At 37.1% G+C, this 14,651-nt stretch carries 15 protein-coding genes; 4 read left to right on the top strand and 11 right to left on the bottom strand.

Going from position 1 to position 14,651, the window contains the following annotated elements; translation table 11 throughout:
- Nucleotides 1–2: 2 nt before the first annotated feature.
- Nucleotides 3–3,725, bottom strand: a complete 3,723-nt coding sequence (locus R6U77_RS14400) for a DEAD/DEAH box helicase (protein WP_319836166.1) — start codon at nucleotides 3,723–3,725, stop codon at nucleotides 3–5.
- A 93-nt stretch (nucleotides 3,726–3,818) separates the two neighbouring features.
- Entirely contained in the window at nucleotides 3,819–4,244 is a 426-nt protein-coding gene (locus tag R6U77_RS14395) for an acyl-CoA thioesterase (RefSeq protein WP_319836165.1), read from the bottom strand.
- A 325-nt stretch (nucleotides 4,245–4,569) separates the two neighbouring features.
- On the opposite strand from R6U77_RS14395, the gene R6U77_RS14390 reads away from it, so the two are divergent.
- Entirely contained in the window at nucleotides 4,570–5,670 is a 1,101-nt protein-coding gene (locus R6U77_RS14390) for a type I restriction endonuclease (RefSeq protein WP_319836164.1), read from the top strand.
- Between the two features lie 303 nt (nucleotides 5,671–5,973).
- On the top strand, nucleotides 5,974–6,588 hold the full coding sequence (locus tag R6U77_RS14385) for a stalk domain-containing protein (protein ID WP_319836163.1): 615 nt from the start codon (nucleotides 5,974–5,976) through the stop codon (nucleotides 6,586–6,588).
- A gap of 118 nt (nucleotides 6,589–6,706) precedes the next feature.
- On the opposite strand, the gene R6U77_RS14380 is transcribed toward R6U77_RS14385, so the two are convergent.
- Both R6U77_RS14380 and R6U77_RS14375 read right to left on the bottom strand, forming a co-directional pair.
- Nucleotides 6,707–6,958: a hypothetical protein gene (locus R6U77_RS14380; RefSeq protein WP_319836162.1), complete on the bottom strand. Its 252-nt coding sequence runs from the start codon at nucleotides 6,956–6,958 to the stop codon at nucleotides 6,707–6,709.
- An 88-nt stretch (nucleotides 6,959–7,046) separates the two neighbouring features.
- Nucleotides 7,047–7,319: a hypothetical protein gene (locus R6U77_RS14375; RefSeq protein ID WP_319836161.1), complete on the bottom strand. Its 273-nt coding sequence runs from the start codon at nucleotides 7,317–7,319 to the stop codon at nucleotides 7,047–7,049.
- Between the two features lie 230 nt (nucleotides 7,320–7,549).
- Between R6U77_RS14375 and R6U77_RS14370 the strand changes: the two genes are divergently transcribed.
- The gene (locus R6U77_RS14370; protein WP_319836160.1) at nucleotides 7,550–7,879 is read left to right on the top strand and encodes a hypothetical protein; all 330 of its coding nucleotides are present in this window, start codon (nucleotides 7,550–7,552) and stop codon (nucleotides 7,877–7,879) included.
- A 141-nt stretch (nucleotides 7,880–8,020) separates the two neighbouring features.
- Here R6U77_RS14370 and R6U77_RS14365 read toward each other — a convergent pair whose 3' ends face one another.
- The gene (locus tag R6U77_RS14365) at nucleotides 8,021–8,986 is read right to left on the bottom strand and encodes a hypothetical protein (protein ID WP_319836159.1); all 966 of its coding nucleotides are present in this window, start codon (nucleotides 8,984–8,986) and stop codon (nucleotides 8,021–8,023) included.
- 454 nt (nucleotides 8,987–9,440) lie between these two features.
- On the opposite strand from R6U77_RS14365, the gene R6U77_RS14360 reads away from it, so the two are divergent.
- Nucleotides 9,441–10,232: a hypothetical protein gene (locus R6U77_RS14360; RefSeq protein ID WP_319836158.1), complete on the top strand. Its 792-nt coding sequence runs from the start codon at nucleotides 9,441–9,443 to the stop codon at nucleotides 10,230–10,232.
- Between the two features lie 393 nt (nucleotides 10,233–10,625).
- Here the strand turns inward: R6U77_RS14360 and R6U77_RS14355 are convergent, their stop codons facing one another.
- The 6 genes from R6U77_RS14355 to R6U77_RS14330 form a co-directional block, all read right to left on the bottom strand.
- The gene (locus R6U77_RS14355) at nucleotides 10,626–11,132 is read right to left on the bottom strand and encodes an SRPBCC domain-containing protein (RefSeq protein ID WP_319836157.1); all 507 of its coding nucleotides are present in this window, start codon (nucleotides 11,130–11,132) and stop codon (nucleotides 10,626–10,628) included.
- Between the two features lie 18 nt (nucleotides 11,133–11,150).
- The gene (locus R6U77_RS14350; protein ID WP_319836156.1) at nucleotides 11,151–11,495 is read right to left on the bottom strand and encodes an ArsR/SmtB family transcription factor; all 345 of its coding nucleotides are present in this window, start codon (nucleotides 11,493–11,495) and stop codon (nucleotides 11,151–11,153) included.
- A gap of 292 nt (nucleotides 11,496–11,787) precedes the next feature.
- Nucleotides 11,788–12,306: a hypothetical protein gene (locus tag R6U77_RS14345; RefSeq protein ID WP_319836155.1), complete on the bottom strand. Its 519-nt coding sequence runs from the start codon at nucleotides 12,304–12,306 to the stop codon at nucleotides 11,788–11,790.
- A gap of 117 nt (nucleotides 12,307–12,423) precedes the next feature.
- Nucleotides 12,424–13,083 (bottom strand): M15 family metallopeptidase, encoded by a 660-nt coding sequence (locus R6U77_RS14340; RefSeq protein ID WP_319836154.1) that lies wholly within the window; start codon nucleotides 13,081–13,083, stop codon nucleotides 12,424–12,426.
- 166 nt (nucleotides 13,084–13,249) lie between these two features.
- Nucleotides 13,250–14,137 carry an alpha/beta hydrolase gene (locus tag R6U77_RS14335; protein WP_319836153.1) on the bottom strand — a complete coding sequence of 296 codons (888 nt, stop codon included), beginning with the start codon at nucleotides 14,135–14,137 and terminating at the stop codon, nucleotides 13,250–13,252.
- A 57-nt stretch (nucleotides 14,138–14,194) separates the two neighbouring features.
- Nucleotides 14,195–14,608 (bottom strand): YugN family protein, encoded by a 414-nt coding sequence (locus R6U77_RS14330; protein ID WP_293928177.1) that lies wholly within the window; start codon nucleotides 14,606–14,608, stop codon nucleotides 14,195–14,197.
- Nucleotides 14,609–14,651: the final 43 nt, after the last annotated feature.

Here is a 14,651-nt window from a genome sequence, read left to right as displayed (position 1 = left end):
TCCTATGCGCGGTAGCCATCCTGCGCTTTCACAACATCAAGCACATGCTGATACATTTGGCGCGTTTCTTGTTTCTTTGGACGTTTTGTAAACATTTCCGTGCTACCGACCATAATTAATAATTCGCGTGCGCGTGATAATGCGACATTTAAGCGGCGGTAATCTTGCGCAAAGCCGATGCTGCCTTGCCCATCATGATTTCGCACCATGCTAACGATAATGACATCCATCTCCATCCCTTGGAACTTATCGACAGAGCCTGTACGAATATGCAGATGAGGATACCCTTGCTCCACCATCTCATTAATGCGTTTTACCTGCTCCGCATAAAAGCTAATGACACCAACAGATTTCTGTGCATCCTGTGGCAATAAGCCTTGCTCCTTTGCCTGCTTTGTTGCCTCATTAATGGATGTTAACAATTCTTTTACCTTTTCTAGCTCTGCTCGGTTAAATAAGCTTGCCCCTTCCTTCATACGTTCTTCAAAATGGGCTTGGTCATGCGGGATATCAAGCCATAGCAAATGATTTTGGCGGTTAAATAAAGGTGTTTCAAGCAAATGGTCACGCGCTTTGTCTGAATCAGGTAAGCCACATTGCAGGGCATCATGCTCATTTTTATAAAATGGCACAATTGTCTTCATAATCTTTTCATGCATGCGGTATTGAATTGCTAGCATCGTTTTATTCGACTGTGGCAAATTTTTATACAAGCGCTCAAACAATGATTCCTCTAACATTTTTTCAAGCTCACGCTTTTCCTCAAATGTATCGCTATTTTTAATGACTTGCTCTAGCGTTTCCTCGAAAGTTTCGTCCCCAATCAATGGTGGTAGCTGATGGTGGTCCCCAACTAAAATGATTTTCTTGCCCTTTAGCATCGGTAGCAATAGCTCTGGCGGCGTTGCCTTCGATACTTCATCGATAATAACCACATCAAATGTTGGATAATTGTCCATAAATTCTTTGTTCGCTGATGCAACACAAGTTGTCCCAATAACGTTGGCATGCTTCACATACAGCTTGCGAATTTCCTCTAAGTCATGCTCACTTGCATTTTCTAGCATTATTTTCCATTCACTTTGAAGCTGCTGTGTGACAGGTAATAGCTCAAGCCTTTGCTCAGTTTTTGCGATTTCTGCTTGCGTCGCTGTTATGCGTTGTTCGACTCCGGATAATGCTGCCTCCGGATTTTGCTTTGTTAGCTGCTCAAGCTCTTCCCGTTCTTTTTCTAATGCAAGACCCGTGCTATTGATTTCTTTAAGCTGTTCCTTTAATGATTGGATAAGCTCATTGCCATGTGTAAGCTGCTCGTTGACTTGCTGTAGCTCCGCTGTTTTTGCTTCGTAAGTCACCGTCAGCGTTGCCTGCTTCATTTTTTGGTGTGCAAGCTGCTGCTTGCTGTGCTCTAAGTCGTTGCGCTGCTGCTGTAGCTCTTCAACAGTTACATCTATTGCTGGTACGTCTTTCAATTGTTGGAGCTTTTGCTGCAATTGCTGCTCTGTGCTACGCAGCTGCTGTACTTGTGTTTCACTCTGACCAAGCTGCTCTTTATATAAATCAACAAGCTCCTCTTTCAGCTTCGTAAAAATAAGCATAACTTCACGTAATAAATCCTGATATTTCACCTGTAGCTGCTCTACATATGCTTTACGCAATAGCACACCTTGAATTGAACGTGCGCCATTTTGAGCATTAATTTTTCGCTCTGCAAAGGCATGGCTGAGCTTCGTTAAAAATTCCTGCACCTCATTAATTGAGTACGTATGATTCGGTGGCAATGGTGGTGCTGTAACATGAATTTGTAATGCTTTTTCACTGTAAGCTAAGGCTTTTTCCAGCCGTTCACTTAAATCTTTAATCGGCTTATATGCCGCTATTTCAGGCTGCAGCTTGGATAAAGAGGCAAGGAGACGATCAATAACAAAGCTGCGACGTATTTGATGCGCCACAATGAAATCCTCTACATCCTGCACCTTTTTTAGCTCCGTAATTTGCGTTGTTAATCGCTCCATTGCCCCGTCATCTGGTGACAAGTGTTGTAGCTGACCGGTTACGCTTGCGAGCTGCTGCTCAAGCTGTTGCTTTGCTGAGCTTATTTCGGCAGCTTGAATCGCCTCGCTAAGCTGTGTGAGCTGCTCCGTATTCGATTGTTCTAACGCTTCTAGCTCTTGCACTGTTGGAAGCTCAACAAGCTGCTCTTGATAGGTAGTGATGCTTGCTGTTAGCTCCGCCTTTGATGCTTCTAGCCTTTCGAGCTGCTCCTCTGCTTGCTCACGCTCTTTTTTTAATGGGACAAGCTGTTTTTTCAGCGCGATGATTTTTTCTGTCAGTGCTTTAAGCTGTTCCTCTGCCTGTTGTTTTCGTTCAATGTCCTGCTGAAGCTTAATTTTTTCTTCCTGTAGCTGTGTGAGCTGTGCTTCATAATCAATAATTTCCTGCTCTAATAGCTGCTTTTTGTCCTGCTGCTGCGACACTTCAAGGCTAATCGCCTCATACGTTTGCTGCTGCCAATAGGTCGCAACATTTTCCTCAATAAACTTTTTGCCTTCCTCTTCGATGCTTTCCGTACGTCCGTATCGCAAAATGCGGATATCTTTGTTGGAAAGCAAGCGGCTTAGTGCATTATCAACCGCTAAATTCGACTGTGAGGCCACTAGCGTTTTCAAGCCTGCCTTGGCATTTTGATAACAAATTTCTGAAATAACGGTTGTTTTCCCGGTTCCAGGAGGCCCTTGAATCACATATAAATCTTCCGCACTCATTGCCCCTGTTACCGCTTTACGTTGGAATTCATTTAATTGGTTATGAAAATCAAGTGTAACATCTGCATTGTGTGCGGCAATTACAGGCTTATCCTCAAATAAAATATTTTCTAAATTGGCATTTTCTGCAAGCCCTTCTTTTAAACGATCAAAGCCTTTTAACAGACGATTGAGCTGCGATTTTGTCGAGGCATTGCTGAAATCGATTGTATTCATCTCAAAATGCAGCTCATTTTTCCTCGCAAGACGCACCGCATCAGGCTTTAATGCAATTTCAACAGCACGTGCCCCACGGTTGACTTTAACAACCTCACCTAAATCAAGCTTTAAGCCACGTACACGAGCACTTAACCCTTTCAATTGCTTCCACTCTTTATCATTCATCTCACTACAAATGAATGTAATATGTGTGAAATCAGCATTCAGTGTATGTGTCGTAAATTTCGCTTCGATATCCTCTATATCCGCATTTTGATTCAGCACCTTTAAATAGCCTTCCCATGAGGTGATGCGTTTATTGACATAATCAAAGCGCTCCTGGGCAACAGGAAGCGCAGCAAGCGTTTCAATAAATTTATCCGGATATGTATGTCCACTAATGCGTGATGGTACAAAATGAATTAACAGCCTTTCACGGCGATTTGTTGCAACGGGTGTTCCCTTCCCCCTTGTACGGAAGCTTTTCGCAACAAGCCCATTTTTCAAATCAAATACGCAATCCATAATCACGACACGCTCTTGAAATTTTTCCTTTAAAACGCGGTTTTTTTCATTATCAAAATATAGTGTTAACGCGAGCTGTGTTTGCTCAATCGCTAATTTTTCAATATAAACAATAAAGTTTTTTTGCAAACGAAAAAAGGCCTGTTCATCTTGAACATGCTGCTGAATGGCTTCACGTGCCGTATTCGTCAACAATATATGACATCGCACCGTTTCAACGGCAACCTTCTGTACCATGAACAACCCTCCCTTGCAAATTTGACACAAACATCATTATATCAAGAAACTCTATGTTATTAAATAAAAAAAGATGCGCTAAAACTAGCACATCTACTCCTGCACGCGCATATTTTCAATATATGCCGCATCCCACGCTGGATCAACCTTACTTAAGGAAATCGGACGGAAATTATCTTTTCGCACTAATGTATGTACTGTTTTCGCAGTTGCCGCTACAGTCCCATCCTCATGCAATACCTCATAGCCATATGTTGTACGCAAACGCGAATGTGACTCAATCCACGTACGAACCGTTGCAATCTGTCCATAGCGAAGCGCCGCCTTATATTGAATCGACACATCGATGACAGGTGATAAATAGCCTTCATCCTCTAATTTCGTATAAGCAAACCCTAAATCATGGATAAGCTGTGCACGCCCGATTTCTAGCCAAATGATGTAATTTGCGTGGTATACCACACCCATCTGGTCCGTCTCCGCATAGCGGATTTCAATTTGTTTTTCTGATATATGCATTTTGGTCACCTCATGGTCTATCATACCGCTTTGGGTGGGAGTTTGTCAGGTTTGAGGTGTTATTTTAGAAAGTAAAAAACTTATATCTATAAAGAAATTAAAACTTTAAGGTTTTCATATCTTAAATAAACTAAAAAATCTTACTATATTTTATAATTGGTTGTTTTACCATAATAAGAGATGATAAAATAGTAATATGATTTAATAAATCATTAGACATACAAAAGTAAGAATAAATTGCAATATACTTGCAACTATACTAGAAAAATAGAATTAAAATATGTAGTCCAGTATATACGCTCAATCTATTATTAGGGGGATAAACATGGAAAAATTCATAGATCAATTAAAAAACTTAGCAACACGTATTGATTCTTTGCGAGGCTCTATTACAACAGAAGAGGCAACAAAAACTGCAATTGTTATGCCATTTTTCCAAATTCTCGGGTATGATGTATTTAATCCTTTAGAGTTTAGTCCTGAATTCACTGCTGATGTTGGCATTAAAAAAGGAGAAAAAGTTGATTATGCTATTTTAAATGATGGTGCACCTGTCATATTAATAGAGTGTAAAAGTATTACTGAAAACCTAACAAAACATGATTCACAATTATTCCGATATTTTGGTACTACTTCAGCAAAATTTGGTATTTTAACAAATGGCATTGAGTATAAGCTTTTTACTGATTTAGAAGAGCCAAATAAAATGGACACTACCCCATTTTTCACATTTAATATTTTAGAATTACGTGATATCCATATTCAAGAAGTTGCTAAATTCCGTAAAGAAACGTTTGACCTTGAAAATATTTCAAGTACAGCTTCGGATTTAAAATATCTAAACGCACTTAAGAATTATTTATCTGTACAATTTGAAACACCTGATGAAGAGTTTGTTAAGTTTTTAGTAAACCAAATATATGATGGAGTAAAGACGAAGAGCGCACTTGAAAAATTTACACCGATTATATCAAAAGGCATAAAACAGTTGATTAATGAAAAAGTAAATGATAAATTAAATGCCGCTCTTAAATCAACTGGTGACAGTAAAGTACGTGTGACTCTACCCGATCCTACTGAAGAAGTACAACCAGCACCTGTCAATGAAAAAATAGAAGGCGAAGGTATTGTGACAACACCTGAAGAATTAGAGTCATATTCAATCATCAAAGTACTTTTGAAAGATGTAATCGCTCCAGACCGTATTTTCTATCGTGATAACCGCAGTTATTTCAACATTGTTGTTGATGATAACATTCGCAAATGGATTATCCGTGTGTTCTTTGATAAAAATAGAAACTACATTATGTTGAATGATGCAGCTACTGATAAAGAGCGTACTATTATTGAATTTAACCAACCAATGGACTTGATCAATTATGGAGAGAAAATTATTCCTTTGGTTGCTGCATACGCTAACAGTTAGAAGCTTAGTAACATACGTCCTTTAAATGCAACACCCTTGTAGATATACATGCATTACTTCTTCGATTGTAGCTTGTTTTTTAAATTTCGGTTACAAATTTATTTGCTTAATAAAAAAGCCCAAGTACTCATTCGTTGAGTAGTTTGGGCTTTTAAAGGTGTAAAAAGTTAAGATATTTTCCTGACTTAATTGGCATATTCAAATTTACTTATAAGTATCCAAATTTTATTTTTTAAGCTATCCATTTTTACTATGTACAATTCATGCCAAATTACCTAAAATGGAACAAAAGGAGGAATTTTAATGAAAAAATCAATAATATTCATTATTAGTGTATTTGCATTGTTCCTAGCATTTAGTATGGGGACATACGCTGCAACAAAGTATAAATTCACTTTTGATGGCAAGAACAAAGAGGTTGATGTGCAAATTATCAATAAGAAAGCATATGTACCGCTAGATAGCATTGTAGGTTTATATGGAGGTAAAGTCGCATATGATAACAAAACTAAAACTTATGCTGTTACATCCAAAGCTCCAACTAAGGATGCCCCTGCATCACAGAGTAGTATGACAAAAACAATTAAAGATGTAACAATTCGAATCGATAAAGTTGTTCAAGATGCTGATTCTTTAAAGATTTATGTATCATATATTAATAAATCTAAGAAGGAAGCAATGACTGGTGATAGCTTAACAAAAATCGTAGTGAATGGAAAACAACACGGCTTTGATTTCGATTTTAATTTTAGCAGGTATTACGATAAAGATGTACCTCATGCGGCTGATTTTATTGAAGCTGGCGTAACCGAAAAGTCAGTTATTTTCTTTAAGCCTGTAACAGGCGATAAAATCAATATCGTATTAAATGCAAATTTTGAAGATTACCGTTTCAACGACGTGAAAATTCAAAAATAAATGCAAAACTGCTCAGGTTTCTTTTGAACACCTGGGCAGTTTTACATAGAGTTGCTTAGCAGCTGCATGTCATCCTATTTTTCACTTGCATATATAAAGAAACAAATAATGCCCTGCTCTACTTTCTAATATTTTTCCCAACTTTCTCGTTACCCCGTTTAAAATTACCAGTAATTTTAGCTAATAATAACTGGACTGCGGCGCTATTATTTTCCTCAGCTTTAATTTTTGTCAGAAGACGCTCCGCCTCCTTATCCTTTACAATTTTAATTTGTTCCCCTTTATAAGAGATTAAAATTGTTCCTTTTTTCGTTACTTGGTAATCAAACGGTTCTTCATTTAATTTATTTCTTTTATCTATTTCACTCATTCAAATAATCCTCCTTTAGTAGGCTGTTGTCTAACTAAGATGATATCCCTTCCCCAAATGCTGTTGTGCAAATGCAATTAAACTAAAATCACCACTTGTACATTATCGTTCCATTAGAACAAATATCTTTTTGAAAATGATTTGTACCTGCATTAGATAATAGATAGCTATCAATTTCATTTTCTACTGTAGATTGGTTTAAAATAGAATCAATTACATAGGTGCCATGAGTAGTATTGTGCTTATCGAGTACACTAGATGAGGCAATGACTGCTATTGTAATAGATGGTACAGAACTTATAATTTGTGTTAAAGGATTTCCATTTTGATCATAAATATTAGAAATGAATAAGTAATCCATAAATTTTTACCCCTTTGCATTGTTTTCTTCAAATATACCATAAATAAAATCAATCTATTGTTCTCCACCAAGCCCAGATGATAAAATAAAATTATCTATTTCGGTCGGTAGCATCATAAAATATATTAAAGTGTGAGCGGAGTGTTCCAAATTTCGTTACGAGATAATCAGAATGGCGAGCTACTTGAATAAAAAAGGAACAAATCATTGAAGGAAAGGAGGAGGCATTCATGACGGATCGTGAATTACTTGAGGGCATCTTAAAAAAGATGGACAACATTGATACGAAATTGATGAAACTTGATGAAAGAGTAACATCAATGGATACAAAGCTAGTACAACTTGATGAAAGAGTGTCATCGATGGATACAAAGCTAGATGTAGTCACACAGCAGGTTGCTCGAAATAGTGAGGATATTGCTGTATTACAGGTAACATTGGATACTGTAGTTGCACAAACAGCTCACAATGCTAGGCTTCAGCCTTCGTTAGATAACGCTGTCGCTAAAATTGCTGAGCTGGAAATGGATATGAAGCTTGTGAAGAAGCTTATATCCTAAAATTTTATACGAGTAACCAAAAGATGCCAGATTCCTTAGAATCTTTTACGCCTTTAAACAGGATAGCTATCTAGCCATCCTGTTTAATTATTAGCCAAACTCATAATTCTTCACCATGATATAGAAAGGCGCATTTGCTGCTTATTCTTCCTTGAAACCGCTTATGTCATCTTCTACTTTGGAAATAACCAGCTCATAGTTATTAGCCAAATATAAATCATCTTTGCGCTTTTGGAGCAATTTCAAATATTCTTCGAACTTTTCTCGCCGCTCTGTTTTTGTTTTAAATTGGAAGGCATCCATTTTCATTCTTAAATACGAATCATTTAAGACCGTTGGCAGTAATTTACCTGCTAATTCATGGACTTCCTTGCCAGACAGGAATTTTTGTTTGATTGTTATATCAGGTGCTTTGGCCTGTTCAATCTGGAGTGCTGTGTTACTTGCGACAGCATATTGATTAATAAAGGTCTCAATATTTTTTGTCGACTTCATCAAATCGACGGATTGTTGTAAAATCGTTAAATTCTTTTGCAATTGTATTTCTGTTTCATCAGGTACCAGTGTCTTTTTTATGCGCGGTATAGTTAACTTCTTATATGTACTTTTTATATGAAATTTTAGTGGTAATTTCCACTTGAATTTTAGTGGTATTTTGATGTTGAATTTTTTTCGAATTCCTTTCGTTATTTCCTTGATTAAAAATAGTTCAAGGAAAAAAATGAATAGCAACACGGTCATCACAATCAATAAATCGATCATCCGATAGCTTTTTAATTTAGATATGACGGTGATTAACCCATACATAAAATAAGAACCTACTAGAAAGATTCCGATTAACAATATTATTTGTTTCATTGCACTATTTTCTTTGGCTGAGCGATTATCGGGTGTTTGTATTTTCACAGGAGTACTAAACGAGCCCCCTTTTCTCCAGAAGAATACACCAGTATGCCACAATAAAATAACAATTGCACTAGTAGCTAAAATGGTTAAACAGGCAACTAGATTGAATGTGCTTCGGAAGATAACTGTAACCCCTCCAATCACGAAAATCAACATCCAAAACCATAAAAATAGTGCCGCACTGCGCCACAGAATTTTCACTATCACACCTCCCTATTGATACTACTAATATACATGGATAATGAGGAAATTTCTATGCTGAGTCTCACAATGCTCTCGGTTCAATAGTACTAAACCCAAATAAAAAACTAGTCAAAACCGCAAAGCAGCACGCTTTTAGGCAGTATTTTTCACCGTTTGCCTTCAGATGGTTGCTTTGTATACGTCAGCGTCAGCACCATGAAAGACTTGATAATATATGCGAGTCCAAATGAGGCAATCACCTCAAGGCTTCCTTCAAAGCTCTCTTTTTCAACTGTTAGTGTAAATTCAATACATTTCTTCTCATTTCACTCGCTAAAATACTTTATTTGCACTGGTGAAATCATATTCCCTAGCATCTTTTGTCTAATCATCATGCTTCATTCCATTTTCCCTATATACAAATCATGTCAAATTACCTAAAATAATTTTATATAAGAATAGAAGGAATATCATGAGAAAAATTTTTTTAGGATTCATTTTTAGTAGTATCCTTGTATCAGCGTTGTTCATTTCAACTAATGATGAAAAAGTACAAGCAGCCATTACTACAAACAAGGCGAGTGCTTCTAAAGATGGCGTTGAGCCTACAATTAATTCAGCTAGTGAGCTACAAACTTATTTGATGGAAAAATATCCAAAGTTAATAACTGATATTGTTACAGTAAAGTTTGATTATACTGTAACTGAAAATGATAGTATATATAATCCATATGATTATTTTATTAACTATGATTTATCGCTTTCACCATATGCAATGACATTTGAAGCTTCGATGAACGGGCATTTGGAATCAATTAAGCATCGAGATACAGCTCAAGAAGATGTCGCAAAAGCAAGGAAACAACTAAATGATTTTTTCAAAACTATGGCAGAAGATTTAATGAAAAAATTGCCTAACAAAAAAATATTGGGGCAGGACTATGATTCTTGGTATACCTATAAATATATACAGCGAGGTCATAACACATCAAAATCTTTAAGTTGGACTAATTATGAGCCTATTGATCTAGGGATTGAATGGCCGGGTCCTCAGCCAGACGATTACTGGAAGGTAACACAAACACACTATGACTTTATAAATAAACGATACGACAATCATGCTTTGGCCCTCCAATATGCCAAGGATGAAGATACTCGATTTCGTTTTAGAGTGGCGTATAGCTTGCTAAAATACGATGAGTTTAAAATTACTGAATTTGGCTGGCGAGATTATTTAGATGGGGGTTCTTATTCAAGATATTGATATCAAGACGTTTCTTGTAGTTAATATATTTTAAAGAGTACATTAAAACAATTAATGAAGTTACTATTCGAATTGATAAACATGTGGCCGAGTTTATTGAACCTGACATAACTGAAAAATTTAAACCTGTAAGCGCTGATAAAATCAATCTTGTGTTAAATGCATATTTTGAGGATTATCATTTTAATGATATCCAGATTCAAAAATAAAGAAAATGCCCAATATACGCATAAATTTGAGTATGGTGGGCTTTCTTTATCTTTATTGTTGCACATAACCAAAAGGCGCCAGATTCCTTAGAATCTTTAGCGCCTTTTAACATGATGGCTAACCAACCATCATTAGTATTGTGTCCAAAATTTATCTATTTATTCGAAAAGCTCACAATTCAATCTATTTCTTCGTTTGCACAAGCTCCGCTAGGCGATCCCAAGTTTCTCCTATGCCTTCTAACATGCCCATATCTAACACGGTCTGAAGACTTTCTGCGGATACGTATTCAGCACGGTTAATTAACTTCGTCTTTCCACCTAAATCAACAAATTCTAATGTGACTTCAGTTGAAGGCAGTTCGTCATTTAGATTGCCTTCTGCATCTGAAAAATAATCCGTATAGCAAATTTTTTCTGGCTCGATAATTTCTTTATAAACCACCTTCACCCAAGATTCCATACCAAAGAATTCCCCTTGGCTTTGGTCAACACATTTCATACAGTAGTGCCAAATGCCTTCTGGACGGAAGTCGATATGACATACAGGCACGTCCCACCCTTTAGGTCCCCACCAATTTTTTAAATGCTCTGGCTCCTTAAACATGTTGAATAATAAATCACGTGGTGCATCAAAAATGCGCTCCAGTATAAGTACACGATCGTTTTCTACTCTTGATACCATTGACATTGTAAATCCTCCTTAGTTTTATGATTGTTCTTTTTCCTGCAATTCCTTCAAATACGCATCTAAATTATCAAATCTTTCTTGCATGACACACTGGAAGGATTGTATCCAAGAGTCCAGTGCTTGGAACGGTTCTGGTCGAAGCTTGTAGATTCGTCGATTCGCTTGTGCTTGCACTTCTACAATTCCGCTGTCACTCAGTACTTTTAAATGCTTTGAAGTTTGGGGCTGCTTTAATCCTAATCGGTCAGCAATTTCCCCAACAGTTTGAGGGCCTTGGCGTAGGAGTTCGACAATATGCATACGATTTGATTCGGCTAAAGCGCTCAATGTCAATATGTTTATGCCCGAATTATTCCCTAACATGTTCCTCACCTCATAAAATGCTGATTATCATAAATATACCTCAACAAGAATATTCCTGTAAAGGCATATTATAAAACCTTTTCAACTGGACAATATCATTTCGGAACTTCTTACTATTCTAAACGTAACTACTATTAGACAAATTAGGAGATGATGCACTTTTTGCAGCAATTTCTGCTTCTATGAAAAGAAAAAGAAAGTAGGTTTTCTATTTTGTGCGTTGCTTTAGCATTTATGTTCATAAAAAAGCAGGTAGCTATAAAAATATACATTTCCTACAGCTACCTGCTTGTTAATTATTCAAATCATCTGGGTAAACGGTTGTATCGAAAATTTCGCCGTTCGCCTCATCTTTATAATGAATCGTTACTTTGTATGCGTCTGCATCAACGCCATTAAACACTTGATAATACATGCCAGCGATAGCTAGCCCAAATGAAGCAATTGAATCAAAGCTACCTTCAAAGCTCTCTTTTTCAACTGTTAATGTAAACTCAGTATAATCTTTATTATAAGCGACATCTTTGATGGACGGGAAATTATCAGTGCTTTTAATTTCTTCAACTGATTCCAGTATTCCGTCCTCCAATTCCTTCATCATTTCTTTATGCTTTTCCTTCGACATTGTATATGTCAAAGAACCATCATCGTTTTGCTTGATTTCGCCAATGCCTTCTTCTTTTGCTTGTGCAATTACCTCATCTACATCTTGACCTTCTAGGAAAGATGCAGGTAGCTTGATTTCAACATTTTGATTACAGGCTACTAAAATAAGAGATAATGCGAATAAAAATGGTAGTAGTTTTTTCATAAATTCTCCTCCTTATCTATTACTATACATAATTTGGAGACATACTACTACTAATTATGTAGAAAAAAGGGGATATATGCTTTAAAGCCCGCTTTTATGGCAGGCTTCAGAGTCACTTTATTTCGTAACATTTCGTCTTTGATCAATCGTAATGTACAAGCCTAACAAACGGTCAGTAGTCATTTGCTTATTTTGCAAATCTGTCAAATGTGATGCTTGAATGATGCCCTCTTGTACGGCTTGCGCTATAAAGGCTTCTGCTGCTGTTTGCATAGCAGGACTTCCTGGATTCCATATTTGTGACATTGGCACTTCCTCCTTTGGATCAAATTGAACAGGTACAGTACTGCTTGTTGGAACAACGATATTCCCTTCTAGTTTATAGCCAGACGGCATCTTCCATGTTGAATTGATTTCAAAATGTACTCTATCAATGCTGCCTGCCCAATCACCGCCCCATGTAATATTTAATTTGCGGGCAATTGCCCCGACTTTATTTAATATGGAAGCATCATACAAGGTGTTTGGTGGTCCAACAGCGATGTCCCATGCTAAACGTGATTTGTGCTTGCTACTAAGCGTCCATGTGACAATTGCCCCCGATCTTGTACGTCCCTGTGCATACAAGTAATTTTGGCGCTCTTGACTGCGGTACGTCTCGGTAATAAAAACATTGCGAATTCCTGCCTTATAACATTCTTGAAATAGTAATTTACAAGCTGTTTGTGCTGTCGGTAAAAGCTCCGCTATATCTCGAATAGTCGCTTCTACACTCATCTATTATCACCTACTTTCTTTGTATTTTATGTTCATCAAGCATGTTGTTATATGTTATCTAACACAAAAAACGAGCCTCCAGGAATGAAGACTCGTTTTTTATGAAACTTTATGCGCGTTCTTTTGTAGAATAACATAATAAGCCTATACAAAAACTAAACAATAATTATCTAAGTAAAATTGGCAGTAGCTGCTTCCATACTTTTTTAGCCTCTGGAATTGGAAAAACAGGAAATACGTGATTCATTTTTGGATATTCAAAATAGAGTAGATCAACGTCTTCCTTCTTTGCTTTTTCAAGTAGCATATGAGCATCAACAATCAGCATTTCTCCTGTACCAACAAACAATGTAATGCGTCCAATATCCTGCAAAGGGCCGTGCAGTGGACTAACTAAATGGTGTGAAATATCTTGAGAGTTTGCCCACAGCTTTCCAAGCATTTGCGCACCAGCTAAGCCAAGCATCGGATCAATTTTTTCAACATCTGCATAACGCGGGTCCTCCCCTGAGACATCAAGCCATGCGGAAAATAAAATGATTTGTTCCGCCCGTCGCTTATTTTGCAGCATAACATCCTGTGCGAAAGCGAGTGCAATCCCTCCACCAGCTGAATCTCCCATAAAAATAAAGGGCTCGCTATGTTTTTCACAAAGCATAGCGTAAAATGAGTGCAGTTTTTCATACAATGCCTCATGTGTAAAATGTGGTAACTTTGGATAAATCGGCACAATAATACGAAACTGTGTGCGTTCAGCTAGCTTTACAAGATAGCGCCAATGAAACATCAGCGGGTCATTAATATAAGCGCCACCATGAAAATAAAGAAGATTTTTCTGAGCGTCAATATGCTCATTCAAAACATAGTACAGCATACCATCGTATTGATATTTAGTAATATGATGCTTTGCTTGAAATTTTTCATCAAGCTCATAGGCTGGTGCTTGTCTTCTTTCCTCGATAAAAAGTGCCATTTCTTGCACATCTAAAAACTTTTGCTTCGTCTTACGCCAAATTAAAAATTGCTCAAATAAAAAACTTTGCCAGCTTCTCATACGTTCCCCTCCTTACGACTATATATTCGTGAGGAGGAGACGCGAATCCTGTTATTTTTAGTGAATATACGGGATTAATTGATTTTCAATGACATCCTGCCCTACGTTCATCCATTTGCTTTTTTGACATATTTCTGCGTCCTTTTCAACTGGGGATTGGAATTGACTTGCTCCCGTTGCATCAAGCCAAGAGCTTTCATCGTAATCCAACCCCATATTGACGATATGCTTAATAATAAATGGTTTTTGAAAGCGAATAATGCAGTCATAGCAATCCATTTCTCCTTCTACTACAACGAAAGGAGCTCTCAAATAAATCGTCGTTCCTCCTTCGCGCCATAACGCAACATCAAAGCTTCCTTTGTCATAATCCCAGTTACCACCAATCGAAAATCCATATTTACAAATTTGGCTACGCAATAAGCCATATTTTGCCTCACGCCCTACAAGAGCTGTTTCTAATAATAACAAAAAAATCTACCTCCTTATCGTGGAGTGTAGCCTAAAAAAACCC

The sequence above is a fragment of the Lysinibacillus louembei genome, from assembly GCF_033880585.1.
Classification (GTDB): domain Bacteria; phylum Bacillota; class Bacilli; order Bacillales_A; family Planococcaceae; genus Metasolibacillus; species Metasolibacillus louembei.
The sequence above is the reverse complement of the archived record's forward strand: the minus strand, read 5'-3'. Positions and strand labels throughout refer to the sequence as shown.

Bases quoted from the DNA above. Each gene is read 5' to 3' on its own strand.
- R6U77_RS14385 (WP_319836163.1), top strand. From the start codon at position 5,974: ATGAAAAAATCAATAATATTCATTATTAGTGTATTTGCATTGTTCCTA.
- R6U77_RS14380 (WP_319836162.1), bottom strand. From the start codon at position 6,958: ATGAGTGAAATAGATAAAAGAAATAAATTAAATGAAGAACCGTTTGAT.
- R6U77_RS14395 (WP_319836165.1), bottom strand. From the start codon at position 4,244: ATGCATATATCAGAAAAACAAATTGAAATCCGCTATGCGGAGACGGAC.
- R6U77_RS14400 (WP_319836166.1), bottom strand. From the start codon at position 3,725: ATGGTACAGAAGGTTGCCGTTGAAACGGTGCGATGTCATATATTGTTG.
- R6U77_RS14340 (WP_319836154.1), bottom strand. From the start codon at position 13,083: ATGAGTGTAGAAGCGACTATTCGAGATATAGCGGAGCTTTTACCGACA.
- R6U77_RS14370 (WP_319836160.1), top strand. From the start codon at position 7,550: ATGACGGATCGTGAATTACTTGAGGGCATCTTAAAAAAGATGGACAAC.
- R6U77_RS14345 (WP_319836155.1), bottom strand. From the start codon at position 12,306: ATGAAAAAACTACTACCATTTTTATTCGCATTATCTCTTATTTTAGTA.
- R6U77_RS14335 (WP_319836153.1), bottom strand. From the start codon at position 14,137: ATGAGAAGCTGGCAAAGTTTTTTATTTGAGCAATTTTTAATTTGGCGT.
- R6U77_RS14350 (WP_319836156.1), bottom strand. From the start codon at position 11,495: ATGTTAGGGAATAATTCGGGCATAAACATATTGACATTGAGCGCTTTA.
- R6U77_RS14355 (WP_319836157.1), bottom strand. From the start codon at position 11,132: ATGTCAATGGTATCAAGAGTAGAAAACGATCGTGTACTTATACTGGAG.
- R6U77_RS14360 (WP_319836158.1), top strand. From the start codon at position 9,441: ATGAGAAAAATTTTTTTAGGATTCATTTTTAGTAGTATCCTTGTATCA.
- R6U77_RS14375 (WP_319836161.1), bottom strand. From the start codon at position 7,319: ATGGATTACTTATTCATTTCTAATATTTATGATCAAAATGGAAATCCT.
- R6U77_RS14390 (WP_319836164.1), top strand. From the start codon at position 4,570: ATGGAAAAATTCATAGATCAATTAAAAAACTTAGCAACACGTATTGAT.